Source organism: Enterobacter cloacae complex sp. HYC080_NIDB (assembly GCF_056673325.1).
On sequence record NZ_CP114212.1, the window covers coordinates 4,176,222 to 4,191,952 of the forward strand.

Consider the following 15,731-nt stretch of genomic DNA (forward strand, 5'->3'; position numbering starts at 1 on the left):
CCCCTCTCCCCTCTGGGGAGAGGGCCAGAGTGAGGGGTGAGGGGTTCAACCAAAAATCTCCTCCACCATCGCCTCCACCAGACGTTTTGCCGAACACAGCCTCGGCATCCCCAGCGCAACGGTCTGCCAGTTTTGCGTAACTGACCAGCTCACCGGGTGTTTATCCGCCTGACACCAGTCACCCAGCCAGCCCAGCATGTCTTTATGATCGATTAAACCCGCCGAAGCGGGGGTGGTCAGCCACTGATGATAGAAATGGCGCGTTGTAGGAGACGCATTGATACCCTGAGCAAGATAATTGGCGGCCATACTGCGTAAATTATCCTTGAGCATGGCCGATACATCGTCCTTCGCCAGACGGCAAGCATCGCCGAAGGCCCCCCAACGCAACTCTTCCAGGACAATGAAACAACGCCCGGCCAGCGACCAGCCATCATAATGACCGGCTCGCCAGCGAGTGAAAATTTGCTCGCTGTGCTCACCCGCCTGGACGGTCAGTCCACGCTGAGTTAGCGCCTTTTCTTTATAAACGGCACGTTGGGTAAAATGCGATGAGAGCTCAGCGTACTGTTCAGGCAGGCCCGGAGAGGGCTGAGCCCTTAAGTGAGCCTGCTGACGAAGTGTATTCAATTTATCCGCCATCAGCGTCAGCGCAAGATGGCCAGGGTCAAGCATCCCGGCGAGTTTTTCAGCCAGACCGAGGCGCAGGGCAGCATTCTCATTCAGCATTCCGGCCATCGCCCAGGGTCGTAACCGGGTGTGCGTCATGATCTCCTGAGTCAAGCGCTCACGAAACTGCAGCTGCTGCGGCCCCAAATGAGGATGACGCGCAACGTCCACGCCCTGCACAAGATCGACCATAAATTTAGGATGAATACACTCCAGCGTCCGCCCGGGACCGTCCAGTAGCTGTGTTGTCATGGTTGCTCTGCCGCGAATAGAGTTTGAATATCATCGCGTAACAGTCGGGTATCTTCCTGTATCCACGTCGCAGTAGTGATACTTTGCTTCAACAGCTGGCTGAGCGCTCGGGTCGAATGCTCATTTTGTTGACGCACTGCGAGGCTATCACGCAAGCTTTCCTGTAACCCGGTCAGGTATAACGAAAATTCTGCAAAGAACGTCGCCATTCCTGCCGTAACAGAGACATCGACCTGGGCGGACAAAGCTTTACGTATATGTTCACAAAACTGATCAATATGTTGCTTAAATTTGTCATGTAGCTGCGCAATGTCGATAACATAGCGCGTGCGGGCCGCCACATATTCATCCCAGCCCCAGCCCGGATTATTCAGCCAGCGAGAGACGGTCTCACGCATGCTGCCCGCGCCCGATGGCTGTCCTGCAGGGCGGTTGTCCTGCGCGATGGCATCGTTAAACAGCGCCTGCGTATTGACGTTAAGCTGGTTAGCCTGAAAAGCCGGGAAGCTAATCCGCGCCCGAAAGCCGGCATGGCTCAGATGCTCTTTAATACGCGTTTCGATGGGACGCATGGCGTCATTCAGGGAACGCGCCAGCGTAGACTCCAGCTGATCGAAGCGTAACGCCAGCTCCCGGCAGATCTTTGTCTGCGCATCCAGCATGATAAGCTCGCAGGAGGAGCGGATTTTACTCAGGGCAATCTGTGCCTGCCCCTCGTCATCCAGTACCAGCTGCTGTAGTTCTTGCGGTTCGTCACCGCGAGGATTCAACCGATCGTTACCGGCTAAATCAAGGATATTGCGAGCGCTAAACACGTGACCAATCGCCTGGTGAAGCGCTGTTTTTTGGGCCCCCATAAAGTCCGCAGTGGCATTCAGCGCCTGCTCAACTTCATGTTTCACCTCATCGCTCACCACCCGCTGGCGCGTCTGCATCATCGCCATGTCCTCTTCCAGACGCGTAATATTCAGTTCCAGCGCGTCAAAGGCGACCGTCAGCCCCTGATAGCGGAAGTCGAGATATTCCCGGGCATTTTGTGCGTAGTTGAGCAGCTTATGGGACGCCGAGCGCAACGCAAATAACGAGGCATTAGCATAGGCGGCGTAAATCAGTTTGCGTATCGGTTGTTCAAACAGCGAATCTTCCCAGAGCAAATCGGCGGCATGACGGATATGGCCAATATCATCCAGGTCCGCCGTACGCCAGCGGCGACCGAGGGCGGCTTCGGCAAAATCCTGCACCCAGGGTTGCTCCTGATGATCCGGCAGTTGTCCGTGGGTATTCATCTCGTAGCGAGCGCGGTTCGCCAGATACGCCCACATGGAGGAGACAGGGTAGATCTGGCCAGGCGAAATATTGCCTTTCATTAAGGTACCGGAGATCATCGCCCGGACCTGCTCTTCATCATCGCTATTGCGATCTTTCTGGTCGAATTTATTCACCAGGGCATACAGAGGCACGGATTTCCCCGCCACCGAAATAGCCTGACGGACCTCTTCATCAGATATAGATTTAAGCTGGGTATAATCCATTACCGCCAGCACCGCCGATGCGCGGGCTAACTGCTCACTCAGCATTTTTTGCAGATGCGGCTGTCCGGCCTCATTAGGCCCAGGGGTATCGAGCAGCGTCAGTTGCCCGAGGTGGGCATCCAGACCCGCAAGATGCACGAACTCCACTTCAATGACCGGAATGTGTTCAATGGCCGCGTATTCTGAAAACGGAAACGCCACGCCCAGCGCCTGAGAGAGTCTGACCAGGTCATTGAGGCTTTTCAGGCAATGAAATATTGGCTGCGCTCCAAGATGATGCTTTTCAAAGGCTTCACCTTTTTCAATGCGTTCCAGCAGCGTATTCATGTCTTTATCAATTTCCAGATGCTGAGCCAGCTTCCCGCGATCGTAATCGCAGAGTTGTTTCTGCAGCAGCTGGATCAAATCATCAATAGGCGAGACATGTGAGAAATGGAGTACCGGCTCTTTCTGGCCTGGCGTATGACGAATCAGGGTAGGAAGCGCCGTCATTGGGCGGTTGCGATTAGGCAACACTTCGGTCCCCACAATGGCATTAATGGTGGTCGATTTCCCCGCTTTCATGGTACCAACGATAGCCAGAACCATTTCCAGACGTGTTATTTTGCGTAATTCATTATTCAGCATTGCCTGCTGCGCTTCGACACCCCGCGCACTAAAATGCAAAGGCAGAACGTTGTTCTTTTCACCCGTAATAGCGGCCGTCGTGTTCTCCAGCATCGCTGTCGGCATTGACTTCAAGGTATCAAGATTTTGCAGGGCAAGCTGTAACAAACGCTCAGCTTCCTGGCTTAATTCAAAAATGGTCTGTGTGTGCATGATAAAAGCCTTTCCTTAACGCAAATTTATTACTTTTATTAAGCCACTGGTATTAATTATGATGTTCAGGCTTATATGATCACGTGTGGAAAACATGTTCACCGGAATATAACTGATTGAAGATAATCAGAAATAAATGGCTATCCTTGCATGGCGTGTAAAGCTCTCCTCAAGGCCTGACAGCCAAAAGATAAAAAGCGTAGCCCTTTTTAAGAAACTTCAGGATATATCATCATTATTTATCCACCTAAAAAGAACGGGTTATGCCACAACCATACGAAATGCATGGCAGCAAAGACCAAAGATAAATAACAATGTGTTGCTTCACCTTATCCGAAATGAAGGTGCGTAGCAATTTGCCACAATAAAATATTCGATATATTTAGCGACTTCTCTTTCCACCGTGTTAATGACGTTAGCATCGCTTAACTGACTGACAGGAAGTGTCACTCCCGACACATTTTTTGCTTTTTTTTAAATTCAGAATATCACCGACAAACGTGTGGATTTGCGCTATACTTGCCGCCTTTTTCGGCACACTGCCGTCATTTAGCTGGCATTTTCCAGCGTGTTAACACTTTTTTGAGGATACCGATATGTCTCTCCCACACTGCCCGAAATGCAATTCTGAATACACCTATGAAGATAATGGCATGTTCATCTGCCCGGAATGTGCACATGAATGGAATGATGCCGAACCGGCACAGGATGCAGATGCCCTGATCGTAAAAGATGCGAACGGTAACCTGCTGGCGGATGGCGACAGCGTCACCGTGGTTAAAGATCTGAAAGTCAAAGGCAGCTCTTCCATGCTGAAGATCGGTACCAAAGTGAAGAACATTCGTCTGGTTGAAGGCGATCATAATATCGACTGCAAAATTGACGGCTTCGGTCCGATGAAACTGAAATCTGAGTTCGTGAAAAAGAACTGATTTTTCTCCTGTAGGCCCGATAACCGAAGCGCCGCCGGGCGCTTTTTCCGGATGCGCTACGCTTATCCGGCCTACAAAAAAAGAACTACACTTAATGGGCTTTTCTTACGTGAGGTAAAGAATATGCCGTTAAGTCCCTACATCTCCTTCGCCGGCAACTGTGCAGAGGCAACCGCCTTTTATCAGCAGGCCGTCGGCGCTGAACTCCTCTATAAAATCACTTTCGGTGAAATGCCCAAAAGCGACAGCAGTGAAGAAGGCTGTCCGTCCGGCATGCAGTTTCCTGATTCCGCTATCGCCCACTCTAACGTCCGCATTGCGGGCAGCGACATCATGATGAGCGACGGGCAGCCGCCGGGCAGCAACGCGCAGTATGCCGGGTTCACGCTGGTGCTCGACACGCAGGATGTGTCAGAAGGCAAGCGCTGGTTCGACAACCTCGCCGCTGGCGGCAATATCGACATGGCGTGGCAGGAGACCTTCTGGGCGCACGGTTTCGGTAAAGTCACCGATAAATACGGCGTACCGTGGATGATTAACGTCGTTAAGCAGCAGCACTAATTTTCTGGCGGTGGGCGGTCCGCCTCCGCCTGTCATCAAACTCCCCTCAACTCTTCAAATTCCCGCAACCCAGACTTAACCCAAATGTCACATTGATGCGCCAGCATGAGGCCACATTTATCGTGAGGCCCCGCACATGCAAACTGTCATCCGCGTCGAGAAACTGAGCAAGACCTTCAATCACAACAAGGCGCTGCATGCCGTTGATCTGACCGTCCAGCAGGGCGACATGGTGGCGCTTCTCGGCCCTTCTGGCTCCGGTAAATCCACCCTTCTGCGCCATTTAAGCGGTCTTATCACCTGCGATAAAACCCCGGAAAGTCACGTCGAATTGCTGGGCAACACGGTGCAGCGCGCCGGGCGTCTGGCAAGTGATATCCGCAAGAGCCGTGCCCAGACGGGCTACATCTTCCAGCAGTTCAACCTGGTCAATCGCCTGACGGTACTGGAGAACGTGCTGATTGGCGCACTCGGCAGCACACCGTTCTGGCGCACCTGCCTGCGCTGGTTCTCACCTTCCCAGAAGCAGGAAGCTCTTCAGGCGTTGACTCGCGTCGGTATGGCACACCTGGCCCACCAGCGTGTCTCCACCCTGTCCGGTGGACAACAGCAGCGCGTCGCCATCGCCCGCGCCCTGATGCAGAAAGCAAAAATCATTCTGGCCGATGAACCTATCGCCTCGCTGGACCCGGAATCCGCCCGCATCGTGATGGAAACCCTGCGCGACATTAACCAGAACGACGGCATTACCGTGGTGGTAACGCTGCATCAGGTGGATTACGCCCTGCGCTACTGCGAGCGCATTGTCGCCCTGCGTCAGGGCCATGTGTTCTTTGACGGCGCAAGCCACCAGTTTGATAACGAACGTTTTGATCATCTCTACCGCAGCGTAAACCGCGTCGAAGAGCGCGCGCAGGCTGCATAACTCCCCATAACGAGGAATGGAAATGAACTACAAAGCCGTTGCCGCGCTGGCCTTTACCAGCATGTTCAGCATCAGCACCCTGTTAAGCCCGGCGTATGCGGAAGAGCAGGAAAAAGCGCTGAACTTCGGCATTATTTCGACGGAATCACAGCAGAACCTGAAGCCTCAGTGGGAACCGTTCCTGAAAGATATGGAAACCAAACTGGGGATCAAAGTGAATGCCTTCTTCGCCCCGGACTACGCGGGCATTATCCAGGGAATGCGCTTTAATAAAGTCGACATCGCCTGGTACGGCAACCTCTCCGCAATGGAAGCGGTAGACCGCGCCAACGGCCAGGTCTTTGCCCAGACCGTTGCGGCAGATGGCTCCCCGGGCTACTGGAGCGTGCTGATCGTGAACAAAGACAGCCCGATCAACAACCTCAACGACATGCTCGCCAAACGCAAAGAGCTGACATTTGGTAACGGCGACCCGAACTCCACCTCCGGCTTCCTCGTCCCTGGCTACTACGTCTTCGCGAAAAACAACGCCTCCGCCAGCGACTTCAAACGCACCGTCAACGCCAGCCATGAAACCAACGCCCTGGCCGTGGCGAACAAGCAGGTGGATGTTGCCACCAACAACACCGAAAACCTCGACAAGCTGAAAACCTCCGCGCCGGACAAGCTGAAAGAACTGAAGGTGATCTGGAAATCGCCGCTGATCCCGGGCGACCCGATCGTCTGGCGTAAAAACCTCTCCGAAAGCACCAAGGACAAGGTGTACGACTTCTTTATGAACTACGGCAAAACGCCGGAAGAGAAAGCGGTTCTTGAGAAACTGGGCTGGGCACCGTTCCGCGCCTCCAGCGACCTTCAGCTGGTCCCGATTCGCCAGCTGGCGCTGTTTAAACAGATGCAGGCCGTGAAGGACAACAAAGGGCTCAAGGAAGAAGAGAAGACCAGCAAAGTCTCTGACATTCAGGCCCAGCTGGAAGACCTTGACCGCCTGACCGCGGCACTCGGCGCCATGACCAGCGTAAATAAAGCGGTGCAGTAGTTTCTTTTCCCCCTCTCCCCGTGGGAGAGGGCCGGGGTGAGGGCATCAGCGCGCACATTTCCCCCTCACCCTAACCCTCTCCCTCAAGGGAGAGGGAATTAAAACCCAAGGAGCCAACATGCAAACCATCACCCTCCCGCCGCCAAAGCGCAGCTGGTTCTCGCTCGTAAGCTGGGCCATCCTGCTGGCGGTGCTGGTTATCTCCTGGAAGGGCGCAGAAATGGATCCCCTGCTGCTCTTCAAAGATTCCGGCAACATGGCAACCTTCGCCGCCGACTTCTTCCCGCCGGACTTCAGCCAGTGGCAGGACTATCTCAGCGAAATGGCCATTACTCTGCAAATTGCCGTCTGGGGCACTGCCCTTGCCGTCATTCTCTCCATTCCGTTTGGCCTGATGAGCGCGGAAAACATCGTGCCGTGGTGGGTATACCAGCCGATGCGCCGCCTGATGGACGCCTGCCGCGCGATTAACGAAATGGTCTTTGCGATGTTGTTCGTGGTGGCCGTGGGTCTGGGTCCGTTCGCGGGCGTCATGGCGTTGTTCATCCACACCACCGGGGTGCTCTCCAAGCTGCTCTCGGAAGCGGTCGAAGCCATTGAGCCCGGCCCGGTGGAAGGCATCCGCGCCACCGGCGCCAACAAAATCGAAGAGATCCTCTACGGCGTCCTGCCGCAGGTGATGCCGCTGCTGATCTCCTACTCGCTGTACCGCTTTGAGTCCAACGTTCGCTCCGCCACGGTCGTCGGCATGGTCGGTGCAGGCGGAATCGGCGTCACCCTGTGGGAAGCGATTCGCGGTTTCCAGTTCCAGCAAACCTGCGCCCTGATGGTGCTCATCATCGTCACCGTCAGCCTGCTGGATTTCCTCTCTCAACGTTTGCGTAAGCACTTCATCTGAGAAGCGAGGCTTTGTTTTCTATGTACTTATCCAGACATCCGACCAGTTACCCAACCCGTTGGCAAGAAATTGCGGCAAAGCTCGAAGTAGAGCTGCGCACCCACTACCGCTGCGGAGACTACCTGCCCGCCGAGCAGCAGCTTGCGGATCGCTATGAAGTGAATCGCCACACCCTGCGCCGCGCCATTGACCAGCTGGTCGAGCGCGGCTGGGTGCAACGCCGTCAGGGCGTGGGCGTGCTGGTGCTGATGCGCCCGTTCGACTATCCGCTCAATGCCCAGGCGCGCTTTAGTCAGAACCTGCTGGATCAGGGCAGCCATCCCACCAGCGAAAAGCTGCTCTCGGTCCTGCGCCCGGCCTCCAGCCATGTGGCGGACGCGCTGGGCATTCAGGAAGGCGATAACGTCATCCACCTGCGCACGTTGCGCCGCGTCAACGGCGTAGCGGTATGCCAGATTGACCACTACTTCGCGGACCTCGCCCTCTGGCCAGTGCTGCAAAACTTTTCCAGCGGTTCCCTGCACGACTTTCTGCAGGATGCCACGGGCATCGCCCTCAAGCGCACCCAGACGCGTATCAGCGCCCGCCGCGCGCAGGCTAAAGAGAGCAAAGTGCTCGAAATCCCCAATATGGCGCCGCTGCTCTGCGTGCGCACCCTCAACCACCGTGACGGCGAGGTCAATGCGACGGAATACTCCGTCAGCCTGACCCGTGCCGACATGATCGAATTCACTATGGAGCACTGAATGCACGTCGATACCGCCACCCGACAGCGCTGGATGCGTGTGCTGGCCCACAGCCAGCCTGCTGCCCTGCGCGATCGCATGAACGCCCTGAGCCTGACGCCAGACTACGACACTATCCGCGCACCGGAAATTGGCCTGGTGCAGATCCAGGCCCGGATGGGCGGCACAGGGCAGCGCTTTTTTGCGGGAGACGCCCCCCTCACCCGCGCCGCGATCCGCCTGAACAGCGGCACGCTGGGCTACAGCTACGTGCTGGGACGCGATAAAGCACACGCCGAGCGCTGCGCAGTAATAGACGCCCTTTTGCAGGAACAAACGCATTTTCAGACGTTAATGGAAACCCTTATTGCCCCGCTGGAAGCTGACCGCGCCGCACGACTTGCCGCACGTCAGGCCGAAGTGAATACCAGCCGGGTCGACTTCTTTACGCTCGTTCGCGGAGACAACGCATGACGCTTCAACCTGCTTTTACCCTGGCCGTCCAGGATGCCCAACAAAGTTTTCGTCGCCTGCTGAAAGCCATGAGCGAGCCGGGGGTGATTGTCTCGCTGCACCAGCTTTCACAGGGCTGGCTGCCGCTGAATCTGGCGACCACCAGCGTGTTGCTAACCCTTGCCGACAACGACACGCCGGTGTGGCTGTCAGGCGCCTTATCTAATGACATCGCCAGCCAGAACCTGCGTTTTCACACCAGTGCCCCGCTGGTTGAGCAACCGCGACAGGCGGTCTTTGCCGTGGCCGACGAACACATCAGCCACGAGCAGCTCAACGCCCTGAGCGAAGGGAGCGCCGTTGCACCGGAAACCAGCGCCACGCTGATTCTGCAGGTCTCCAGCCTGAGCGGAGGCCGCATGCTCCGCCTGACCGGTGCAGGTATCGCCGATGAACGCATGGTTGCGCCGCAGCTGCCGGAATGCATCATTCATGAGCTGACCGAACGCCCGCACCCGTTCCCGCTGGGCATAGACCTGCTCCTGACCTGCGGCGAGCGTCTGCTCGCCATCCCGCGGACCACCCACGTGGAGGTGTGCTGATGTACGTTGCCGTTAAAGGGGGCGAAAAGGCGATCGCCTCCGCCCATGCCTTACAGGAACACAGACGACGGGGCGATGAAAAACTGCCCGAACTGAGCGTCGCCCAGATTGAGCAGCAGCTGAACCTGGCCGTTGACCGGGTGATGACCGAAGGCGGCGTCGCCGATCGCGAGCTGGCGGCGCTGGCGCTGAAGCAGGCCAGCGGCGATAACGTCGAAGCCATCTTTCTGCTGCGCGCCTGGCGCACCACGGTTCCCCGCTTCACGGCGAGCGAGCCGGTGAATACGGCGCAGATGCGCCTGGAGCGCCGTATTTCTGCCGTTTATAAAGACATCCCCGGCGGCCAGCGGCTTGGCCCCACCTACGATTACACCCATCGCCTGCTGGATTTTACCCTGCTGGCGAACGGCGAAGCGCCACGGCTCAGCACCACGGATGCCGAACAGGAGCCGTCTCCGCACGTCTTCAGCCTGCTGGCAAACCAGGGGCTGGCGAAAGCGGAAGAAGATTCGGGTACCACGCCGGATGACATCACCCGCACGCCGCCAGTTTTCCCGTGCTCGCGCTCCTCGCGTCTGCAGCAGCTGATGCGTGGCGACGAAGGCTATCTGCTGGCGCTGGCCTACTCCACCCAGCGCGGCTATGGGCGTAACCACCCGTTTGCGGCCGAAATTCGCAGCGGTTATATCGACGTGGAAATTGTGCCGGAAGAGCTGGGTTTTGCGGTGAACGTCGGCGAACTGCTGATGACCGAATGCGAAATGGTTAACGGCTTTGTCGCGCCAGAGAATGAAGACCCGCACTTTACCCGCGGCTACGGGCTAGTGTTTGGCCTGAGCGAACGCAAAGCCATGGCGATGGCGCTGGTCGACCGCGCCCTGCAGGCACCGGACTACGGCGAGCACATCGCCGGCCCGGCGCAGGATGAGGAGTTCGTGCTGGCCCATGCAGACAACGTTGAGGCCGCCGGTTTCGTCTCGCACCTCAAGCTGCCGCACTACGTCGATTTCCAGGCCGAACTGGAACTGCTGAAACGTCTGCAACGGGAGCGCGCCAATGGCTAACTTAAGCGGCTACAACTTTGCCTATCTGGATGAGCAAACCAAACGCATGATCCGCCGCGCCATCCTCAAAGCGGTTGCCATTCCGGGCTACCAGGTACCGTTCGGCGGCCGCGAGATGCCAATGCCCTACGGCTGGGGCACCGGCGGTATTCAGTTGACCGCCAGCGTGATCGGGGAAGCCGACGTGCTTAAGGTCATCGACCAGGGGGCAGACGACACCACCAACGCCGTTTCGATCCGCAACTTCTTCAAGCGCGTGACCGGCGTAGCGACCACTGAAAAAACCGAAGACGCGACGCTGATCCAGACCCGCCACCGCATTCCGGAAACCCCGCTGACTGAAGATCAGATTCTGATTTTCCAGGTGCCGATCCCGGAGCCGCTGCGCTTTATCGAGCCGCGGGAAACCGAAACCCGCACCATGCACGCGCTGGAAGAGTACGGCGTGATGCAGGTGAAGCTTTACGAGGACATCGCCCGCTTCGGCCATATCGCCACCACCTACGCCTACCCGGTGAAGGTCAACGGGCGCTATGTGATGGACCCGTCGCCAATCCCGAAATTCGATAACCCAAAGATGGACATGATGCCAGCCCTGCAACTCTTTGGCGCCGGGCGTGAAAAACGCATCTATGCCGTACCGCCTTACACCCGTGTGGAGAGTCTCGATTTTGATGACCACCCGTTTACGGTGCAGGCGTGGGACGAGCCATGCGCCATCTGCGGATCCCAACATAGCTATCTGGATGAAGTGGTGCTGGATGACACGGGCAAACGGATGTTCGTCTGCTCCGACACCGATTTCTGCCGCCAACAGAGCGAGGCGAACAGCCAATGAAACCGCTGCTTTCGGTTAATAACCTGACTCACCTATACGCGCCTGGCAAAGGCTTCAGCGACGTGTCGTTCGAGCTGTGGCCGGGCGAAGTGCTGGGGATTGTCGGCGAGTCCGGCTCCGGCAAAACCACGCTTCTCAAGTCCCTCTCCGCGCGCCTGACGCCGCAGAACGGTGAGATTTTATATGAGGGCACGTCGCTGTATGGCATGAGCGAGGCCGAGCGCCGTCGCCTGCTGCGTACCGAGTGGGGCGTAGTGCATCAGCACCCAATGGACGGGCTGCGCCGCCAGGTTTCAGCGGGAGGCAACATCGGCGAACGGCTGATGGCCACCGGCGCGCGCCACTACGGTCACATCCGCGCCACCGCGCAGCACTGGCTGGAGGAGGTTGAAATCCCCGCCTCGCGTATCGACGACCTGCCCACCACTTTCTCTGGCGGCATGCAGCAGCGTTTACAGATCGCCCGCAACCTGGTCACCCATCCGAAGCTGGTGTTTATGGATGAGCCCACCGGCGGGCTGGATGTCTCGGTTCAGGCGCGCCTGCTCGATCTGCTGCGCGGCCTGGTGGTGGAGTTGAACCTGGCGGTGGTGATTGTCACCCACGATCTGGGCGTCGCACGCCTGCTGGCGGACCGTCTGCTGGTGATGAAGCAGGGTCAGGTGGTGGAAAGTGGGCTGACCGACCGCGTGCTCGACGATCCCCATCATCCGTACACCCAGCTGCTGGTGTCGTCCGTATTGCAGAATTGAGGGCGCTGTCCCCGGGTGGCGCTGCGCTTACCCGGCCTACGAACACCGCGCCTGTAGGCCGGGTAAGGCGAAGCCGCCACCCGGCAAAACGAATCTCGAGGCCAACATGATCCACGTACAAAACGTCAGTAAAACCTTTGTGCTCCACCAGCAAAACGGCGTGCGGCTGCCCGTCCTGCAAAACGCGTCGTTAGAAGTCGGCAACGGCGAATGCGTCGTGCTGCACGGCCACTCCGGCAGTGGAAAATCCACCCTGCTGCGCTCCCTGTACGCCAACTATCAGCCAGACGAAGGCCACATTCATATCCGCCACAACAACGAGTGGGTGGATCTGGTACAGGCACCCGCACGTAAGGTACTTGAAGTGCGCCGTTCGACGATCGGCTGGGTCAGCCAGTTTCTGCGGGTGATCCCGCGGATCTCCGCTCTGGACGTGGTGATGCAGCCACTGCTGGATCTCGGCGTCCCGCGTGACACCTGTGCCGCCAAAGCCGCCAGCCTACTGACGCGCCTCAACGTGCCGGAGCGTCTGTGGCACCTTGCTCCATCGACCTTTTCCGGTGGCGAGCAGCAGCGGGTCAACATCGCACGCGGCTTTATTGTCGACTACCCGATTTTACTCCTGGATGAACCCACCGCTTCGCTCGATAGCAAAAACAGCGCAGCGGTGATGGAGCTGATCGAACAGGCCAAAGCGCGCGGCGCGGCGATCGTCGGGATCTTCCACGATGAAGCCGTGCGCGAGCGCGTAGCGGACAGACTGCACCCGATGGGGACAAACGTATGATTATCAATAATGTCAGGCTGGTGCTGGAAAACGAGGTCGTGGATGGCTCGGTTGAAATCCAGGACGGCGTCATCCGCGCGTTTGCCGAAACCCGGAGCCGCGCGCCTGACGCGATGGACGGCGAAGGTGGCTGGCTGCTGCCGGGGCTCATTGAGCTGCATACCGACAACCTCGACAAATTTTTCACCCCGCGCCCGAAGGTGGACTGGCCCGCCCATTCGGCGATGAGCAGCCACGACGCGCTGATGGTCGCCAGCGGTATTACCACCGTGCTCGACGCGGTGGCGATTGGCGACGTGCGCGACGGCGGCGACAGGCTTGAAAACCTGGAGAAGATGATTAACGCCGTGGAAGAGACGCAAAAGCGTGGCCTTAACCGCGCCGAGCACCGCCTGCATCTGCGTTGTGAACTGCCGCACCACACCACCCTGCCGCTGTTTGAAAAACTGGTGGGCCGCGAGCCTGTCTCGCTGGTCTCCCTGATGGACCACTCGCCGGGGCAGCGTCAGTTCGCCAACATTGAGAAGTATCGTGAATACTATCAGGGCAAATACTCGCTCAACGATGCCGAGATGGCGCGCTACGAAGAAGAACAGCTGGCGCTTGCGGCACAGTGGTCGCAGCCGAACCGTCTCAGGATTGCCGCAATGTGCCGTGACCGCAATATTGCGCTGGCAAGCCATGACGATGCCACGCACGATCATGTGCGTGAATCCCACCAGCTTGGTAGCGTGATCGCCGAATTTCCCACTACGTTCGAAGCCGCAGAGGCGTCGCGTCAGCACGGGATGAACGTACTGATGGGCGCACCGAATATCGTGCGCGGCGGCTCGCACTCCGGCAACGTGGCGGCAAGCAAGCTCGCCTCGCTCGGCCTGCTGGATATCCTCTCGTCTGACTACTACCCCGCCAGCCTGCTGGATGCGGCATTCCGGGTCGCGGACGATGAGGAGAACCGTTTTACGCTGCCGCAGGCCATTCGCCTGGTGACCAAAAACCCGGCCGCCGCACTCAATCTTCAGGATCGCGGTGAGATTGCCGAAGGAAAACGGGCAGATCTGGTGCTTGCCCACCGCAAAGGCGAGCATATTCATATCGACCACGTCTGGCGTCAGGGAAAAAGGGTGTTCTGATGGGAAGACTTATCTGGTTGATGGGGCCGTCCGGCTCCGGTAAGGACAGCCTGCTGTCTGCCCTGCGGCAGCGGGAACATTCACAGCTGCTGGTGGCGCACCGCTATATTACCCGCGCGGCGAACGCCGGAAGTGAAAACCATATCGCCCTGAGCGAGCAGGAGTTTTTCACCCGCGCCGGGCAAAACCTGCTGGCACTGAGCTGGCACGCTAACGGTTTCTACTATGGCGTCGGCATTGAGATCGACCTCTGGCTGCACGCGGGTTTTGATGTGCTGGTCAACGGCTCACGCGCCCATCTGCCGCAGGCAAAAGCCCGATATGAAACGGCCCTGCTGCCAATCTGCCTGCAGGTTTCCCCGGACGTTCTGCGCAGCAGGCTGCAAAACCGGGGGCGCGAAAACGCGCGGGAGATTGACCAGCGTCTGGAGCGCGCGGCGCGCTACACCCCTTCAGGCTGCCATGTCCTCAATAACGACGGAAGTTTGCTACAGTCAGTCGAGAGCTTTTTATCCCTTATCCGTCAGAAGGAGAAACAGCATGCCTGACTGCCAGCTTCGCCCCGCCACTGCTGATGATGCGCAGAGCGTGTACGCCCTCATCTGCGAACTTAAGCAAGCAGAGTTCGATCACCAGGCGTTTCATGCCGGCTATCTGGCTAATCTGCAGGATCACAATATGCGCTATCAGCTTGCCGAGCTGGACGGGGAAGTCATCGGCATGATCGGTCTGCACATGCAGTTTCACCTCCATCACGCCCGCTGGATCGGCGAGATCCAGGAGCTGGTGGTCATGCCGCAAGCGCGCGGGTTAAAGGTGGGTAGCCAGTTGCTCACCTGGGCAGAGGACGGTGCACGACAGGCTGGCGCGGAGTTGACAGAACTTTCCACCAGCGTGAAGCGCGTGGACGCCCACCGTTTCTACCTTCGTGAAGGGTATACGCAGAGCCATTTCCGCTTCACCAAACCGCTGTAGAGGTGAGTGATGAGTCTGACCATAACGTTAACCGGCACCGGCGGTGCCCAGCTGGTGCCCGTCTTTGGCTGCGACTGCGCGTCGTGTAGACGCGCGCGTTTGCAGGAAAATTATCGCCGTCGTCCCTGCAGTGCGGTGGTCAAATACAACGATGCGGTCACGTTGCTGGACGCCGGTATTCCACACCTGATGGAGGACTGGCCCGCGGGCAGTTTTCAGCAGTTTTTACTCACTCACTATCATATGGATCACGTTCAGGGGCTGTTTCCCCTGCGCTGGGGCGTGGGTGCAACGATTCCGGTCTACGGCCCACCGGACGACGCGGGGTGTGACGACCTGTTCAAACATCCGGGGATCCTGGATTTCAGTCATACGGTCGAACCGTTTGTGGTGTTTGAGCTACAGGGACTGCGGGTGACGCCGCTGCCCCTCAACCATTCGAAGCTGACGTTTGGCTATCTGCTGGAATCCGCCCACAGCCGCGTGGCGTGGCTTTCAGACACGGCGGGATTACCGGAAAAAACGGTGAAGTTTCTGCTCAACAATCAGCCGCAGGCGATAATCATCGACTGCAGTCATGAACCGCGTGACGAGCCGCCGCGTAACCATTGTGATTTGAACACCGTGGTTGCGTTAAACGAGGTGATTGGCTGTCCGCAGGTGATCCTGACGCACATCAGCCATCAGTTTGACGTGTGGATGATGAACAACCCGCTGCCGAACGGTATCGAAGCGGGGTATGACGGCATGGTGCTGGTACTCGACTGAGTTTTGC

At 57.8% G+C, this 15,731-nt stretch carries 18 protein-coding genes; 16 read left to right on the forward strand and 2 right to left on the reverse strand.

What is annotated here, in order from left to right; translation table 11 throughout:
* Window positions 1-45 precede the first annotated feature (45 nt).
* Window positions 46-921, reverse strand: a complete 876-nt coding sequence (locus tag O1723_RS19840; RefSeq protein ID WP_023336613.1) for a diguanylate cyclase regulator RdcB family protein — start codon at window positions 919-921, stop codon at window positions 46-48.
* Entirely contained in the window at window positions 918-3,272 is a 2,355-nt protein-coding gene (gene crfC, locus O1723_RS19845) for a clamp-binding protein CrfC (RefSeq protein ID WP_248191032.1), read from the reverse strand. Before crfC ends, O1723_RS19840 begins: the two co-directional genes overlap by 4 nt.
* 596 nt (window positions 3,273-3,868) lie before the next feature.
* On the opposite strand from crfC, the gene O1723_RS19850 reads away from it, so the two are divergent.
* From O1723_RS19850 to phnP, 16 genes are all read left to right on the forward strand, one after another.
* Window positions 3,869-4,204 carry a zinc ribbon domain-containing protein YjdM gene (locus O1723_RS19850; RefSeq protein ID WP_008500067.1) on the forward strand — a complete coding sequence of 112 codons (336 nt, stop codon included), beginning with the start codon at window positions 3,869-3,871 and terminating at the stop codon, window positions 4,202-4,204.
* Window positions 4,205-4,327: 123 nt separating this feature from the next.
* A complete protein-coding gene (yjdN, locus tag O1723_RS19855) occupies window positions 4,328-4,765 on the forward strand; it encodes a VOC family metalloprotein YjdN (RefSeq protein ID WP_014882189.1) in 438 nt (145 codons plus the stop codon).
* Between the two features lie 136 nt (window positions 4,766-4,901).
* Complete coding sequence (phnC, locus tag O1723_RS19860) at window positions 4,902-5,690, forward strand: phosphonate ABC transporter ATP-binding protein (protein ID WP_014882188.1); 789 nt, start codon at window positions 4,902-4,904, stop codon at window positions 5,688-5,690.
* 22 nt (window positions 5,691-5,712) lie between these two features.
* Window positions 5,713-6,729: a phosphonate ABC transporter substrate-binding protein gene (gene phnD, locus O1723_RS19865; protein WP_023336612.1), complete on the forward strand. Its 1,017-nt coding sequence runs from the start codon at window positions 5,713-5,715 to the stop codon at window positions 6,727-6,729.
* A gap of 118 nt (window positions 6,730-6,847) precedes the next feature.
* On the forward strand, window positions 6,848-7,627 hold the full coding sequence (gene phnE / locus O1723_RS19870; RefSeq protein WP_014882186.1) for a phosphonate ABC transporter, permease protein PhnE: 780 nt from the start codon (window positions 6,848-6,850) through the stop codon (window positions 7,625-7,627).
* Window positions 7,628-7,647: 20 nt separating this feature from the next.
* Complete coding sequence (phnF, locus tag O1723_RS19875; RefSeq protein ID WP_014882185.1) at window positions 7,648-8,373, forward strand: phosphonate metabolism transcriptional regulator PhnF; 726 nt, start codon at window positions 7,648-7,650, stop codon at window positions 8,371-8,373.
* A complete protein-coding gene (gene phnG / locus O1723_RS19880) occupies window positions 8,374-8,826 on the forward strand; it encodes a phosphonate C-P lyase system protein PhnG (RefSeq protein WP_014882184.1) in 453 nt (150 codons plus the stop codon). It begins immediately after the preceding gene.
* The gene (phnH, locus tag O1723_RS19885) at window positions 8,823-9,407 is read left to right on the forward strand and encodes a phosphonate C-P lyase system protein PhnH (protein ID WP_014882183.1); all 585 of its coding nucleotides are present in this window, start codon (window positions 8,823-8,825) and stop codon (window positions 9,405-9,407) included. The genes phnG and phnH overlap by 4 nt, the downstream gene beginning before the upstream one ends.
* On the forward strand, window positions 9,407-10,471 hold the full coding sequence (locus tag O1723_RS19890) for a carbon-phosphorus lyase complex subunit (RefSeq protein ID WP_248191030.1): 1,065 nt from the start codon (window positions 9,407-9,409) through the stop codon (window positions 10,469-10,471). The genes phnH and O1723_RS19890 overlap by 1 nt, the downstream gene beginning before the upstream one ends.
* Window positions 10,464-11,309: an alpha-D-ribose 1-methylphosphonate 5-phosphate C-P-lyase PhnJ gene (gene phnJ / locus O1723_RS19895; RefSeq protein ID WP_014882181.1), complete on the forward strand. Its 846-nt coding sequence runs from the start codon at window positions 10,464-10,466 to the stop codon at window positions 11,307-11,309. The genes O1723_RS19890 and phnJ overlap by 8 nt, the downstream gene beginning before the upstream one ends.
* Complete coding sequence (phnK, locus tag O1723_RS19900) at window positions 11,306-12,061, forward strand: phosphonate C-P lyase system protein PhnK (RefSeq protein WP_014882180.1); 756 nt, start codon at window positions 11,306-11,308, stop codon at window positions 12,059-12,061. The genes phnJ and phnK overlap by 4 nt, the downstream gene beginning before the upstream one ends.
* Before the next feature lie 106 nt (window positions 12,062-12,167).
* Window positions 12,168-12,848, forward strand: a complete 681-nt coding sequence (gene phnL, locus O1723_RS19905; RefSeq protein WP_014882179.1) for a phosphonate C-P lyase system protein PhnL — start codon at window positions 12,168-12,170, stop codon at window positions 12,846-12,848.
* On the forward strand, window positions 12,845-13,981 hold the full coding sequence (gene phnM, locus O1723_RS19910; protein WP_014882178.1) for an alpha-D-ribose 1-methylphosphonate 5-triphosphate diphosphatase: 1,137 nt from the start codon (window positions 12,845-12,847) through the stop codon (window positions 13,979-13,981). Before phnL ends, phnM begins: the two co-directional genes overlap by 4 nt.
* Window positions 13,978-14,529: a ribose 1,5-bisphosphokinase gene (gene phnN, locus O1723_RS19915; RefSeq protein WP_086527806.1), complete on the forward strand. Its 552-nt coding sequence runs from the start codon at window positions 13,978-13,980 to the stop codon at window positions 14,527-14,529. Before phnM ends, phnN begins: the two co-directional genes overlap by 4 nt.
* Window positions 14,522-14,956, forward strand: coding sequence for an aminoalkylphosphonate N-acetyltransferase (phnO, locus tag O1723_RS19920; protein WP_248191028.1), 435 nt, complete (start codon window positions 14,522-14,524; stop codon window positions 14,954-14,956). The genes phnN and phnO overlap by 8 nt, the downstream gene beginning before the upstream one ends.
* Window positions 14,957-14,965: 9 nt before the next feature.
* Window positions 14,966-15,724, forward strand: a complete 759-nt coding sequence (gene phnP / locus O1723_RS19925; protein ID WP_014882175.1) for a phosphonate metabolism protein PhnP — start codon at window positions 14,966-14,968, stop codon at window positions 15,722-15,724.
* The last annotated feature ends 7 nt before the right edge of the window (window positions 15,725-15,731 follow it).

Bases quoted from the DNA above. Each gene is read 5' to 3' on its own strand.
- O1723_RS19840 (WP_023336613.1), bottom strand. From the start codon at position 921: ATGACAACACAGCTACTGGACGGTCCCGGGCGGACGCTGGAGTGTATT.
- crfC (WP_248191032.1), bottom strand. From the start codon at position 3,272: ATGCACACACAGACCATTTTTGAATTAAGCCAGGAAGCTGAGCGTTTG.
- O1723_RS19850 (WP_008500067.1), top strand. From the start codon at position 3,869: ATGTCTCTCCCACACTGCCCGAAATGCAATTCTGAATACACCTATGAA.
- yjdN (WP_014882189.1), top strand. From the start codon at position 4,328: ATGCCGTTAAGTCCCTACATCTCCTTCGCCGGCAACTGTGCAGAGGCA.
- phnC (WP_014882188.1), top strand. From the start codon at position 4,902: ATGCAAACTGTCATCCGCGTCGAGAAACTGAGCAAGACCTTCAATCAC.
- phnD (WP_023336612.1), top strand. From the start codon at position 5,713: ATGAACTACAAAGCCGTTGCCGCGCTGGCCTTTACCAGCATGTTCAGC.
- phnE (WP_014882186.1), top strand. From the start codon at position 6,848: ATGCAAACCATCACCCTCCCGCCGCCAAAGCGCAGCTGGTTCTCGCTC.
- phnF (WP_014882185.1), top strand. From the start codon at position 7,648: ATGTACTTATCCAGACATCCGACCAGTTACCCAACCCGTTGGCAAGAA.
- phnG (WP_014882184.1), top strand. From the start codon at position 8,374: ATGCACGTCGATACCGCCACCCGACAGCGCTGGATGCGTGTGCTGGCC.
- phnH (WP_014882183.1), top strand. From the start codon at position 8,823: ATGACGCTTCAACCTGCTTTTACCCTGGCCGTCCAGGATGCCCAACAA.
- O1723_RS19890 (WP_248191030.1), top strand. From the start codon at position 9,407: ATGTACGTTGCCGTTAAAGGGGGCGAAAAGGCGATCGCCTCCGCCCAT.
- phnJ (WP_014882181.1), top strand. From the start codon at position 10,464: ATGGCTAACTTAAGCGGCTACAACTTTGCCTATCTGGATGAGCAAACC.
- phnK (WP_014882180.1), top strand. From the start codon at position 11,306: ATGAAACCGCTGCTTTCGGTTAATAACCTGACTCACCTATACGCGCCT.
- phnL (WP_014882179.1), top strand. From the start codon at position 12,168: ATGATCCACGTACAAAACGTCAGTAAAACCTTTGTGCTCCACCAGCAA.
- phnM (WP_014882178.1), top strand. From the start codon at position 12,845: ATGATTATCAATAATGTCAGGCTGGTGCTGGAAAACGAGGTCGTGGAT.
- phnO (WP_248191028.1), top strand. From the start codon at position 14,522: ATGCCTGACTGCCAGCTTCGCCCCGCCACTGCTGATGATGCGCAGAGC.
- phnP (WP_014882175.1), top strand. From the start codon at position 14,966: ATGAGTCTGACCATAACGTTAACCGGCACCGGCGGTGCCCAGCTGGTG.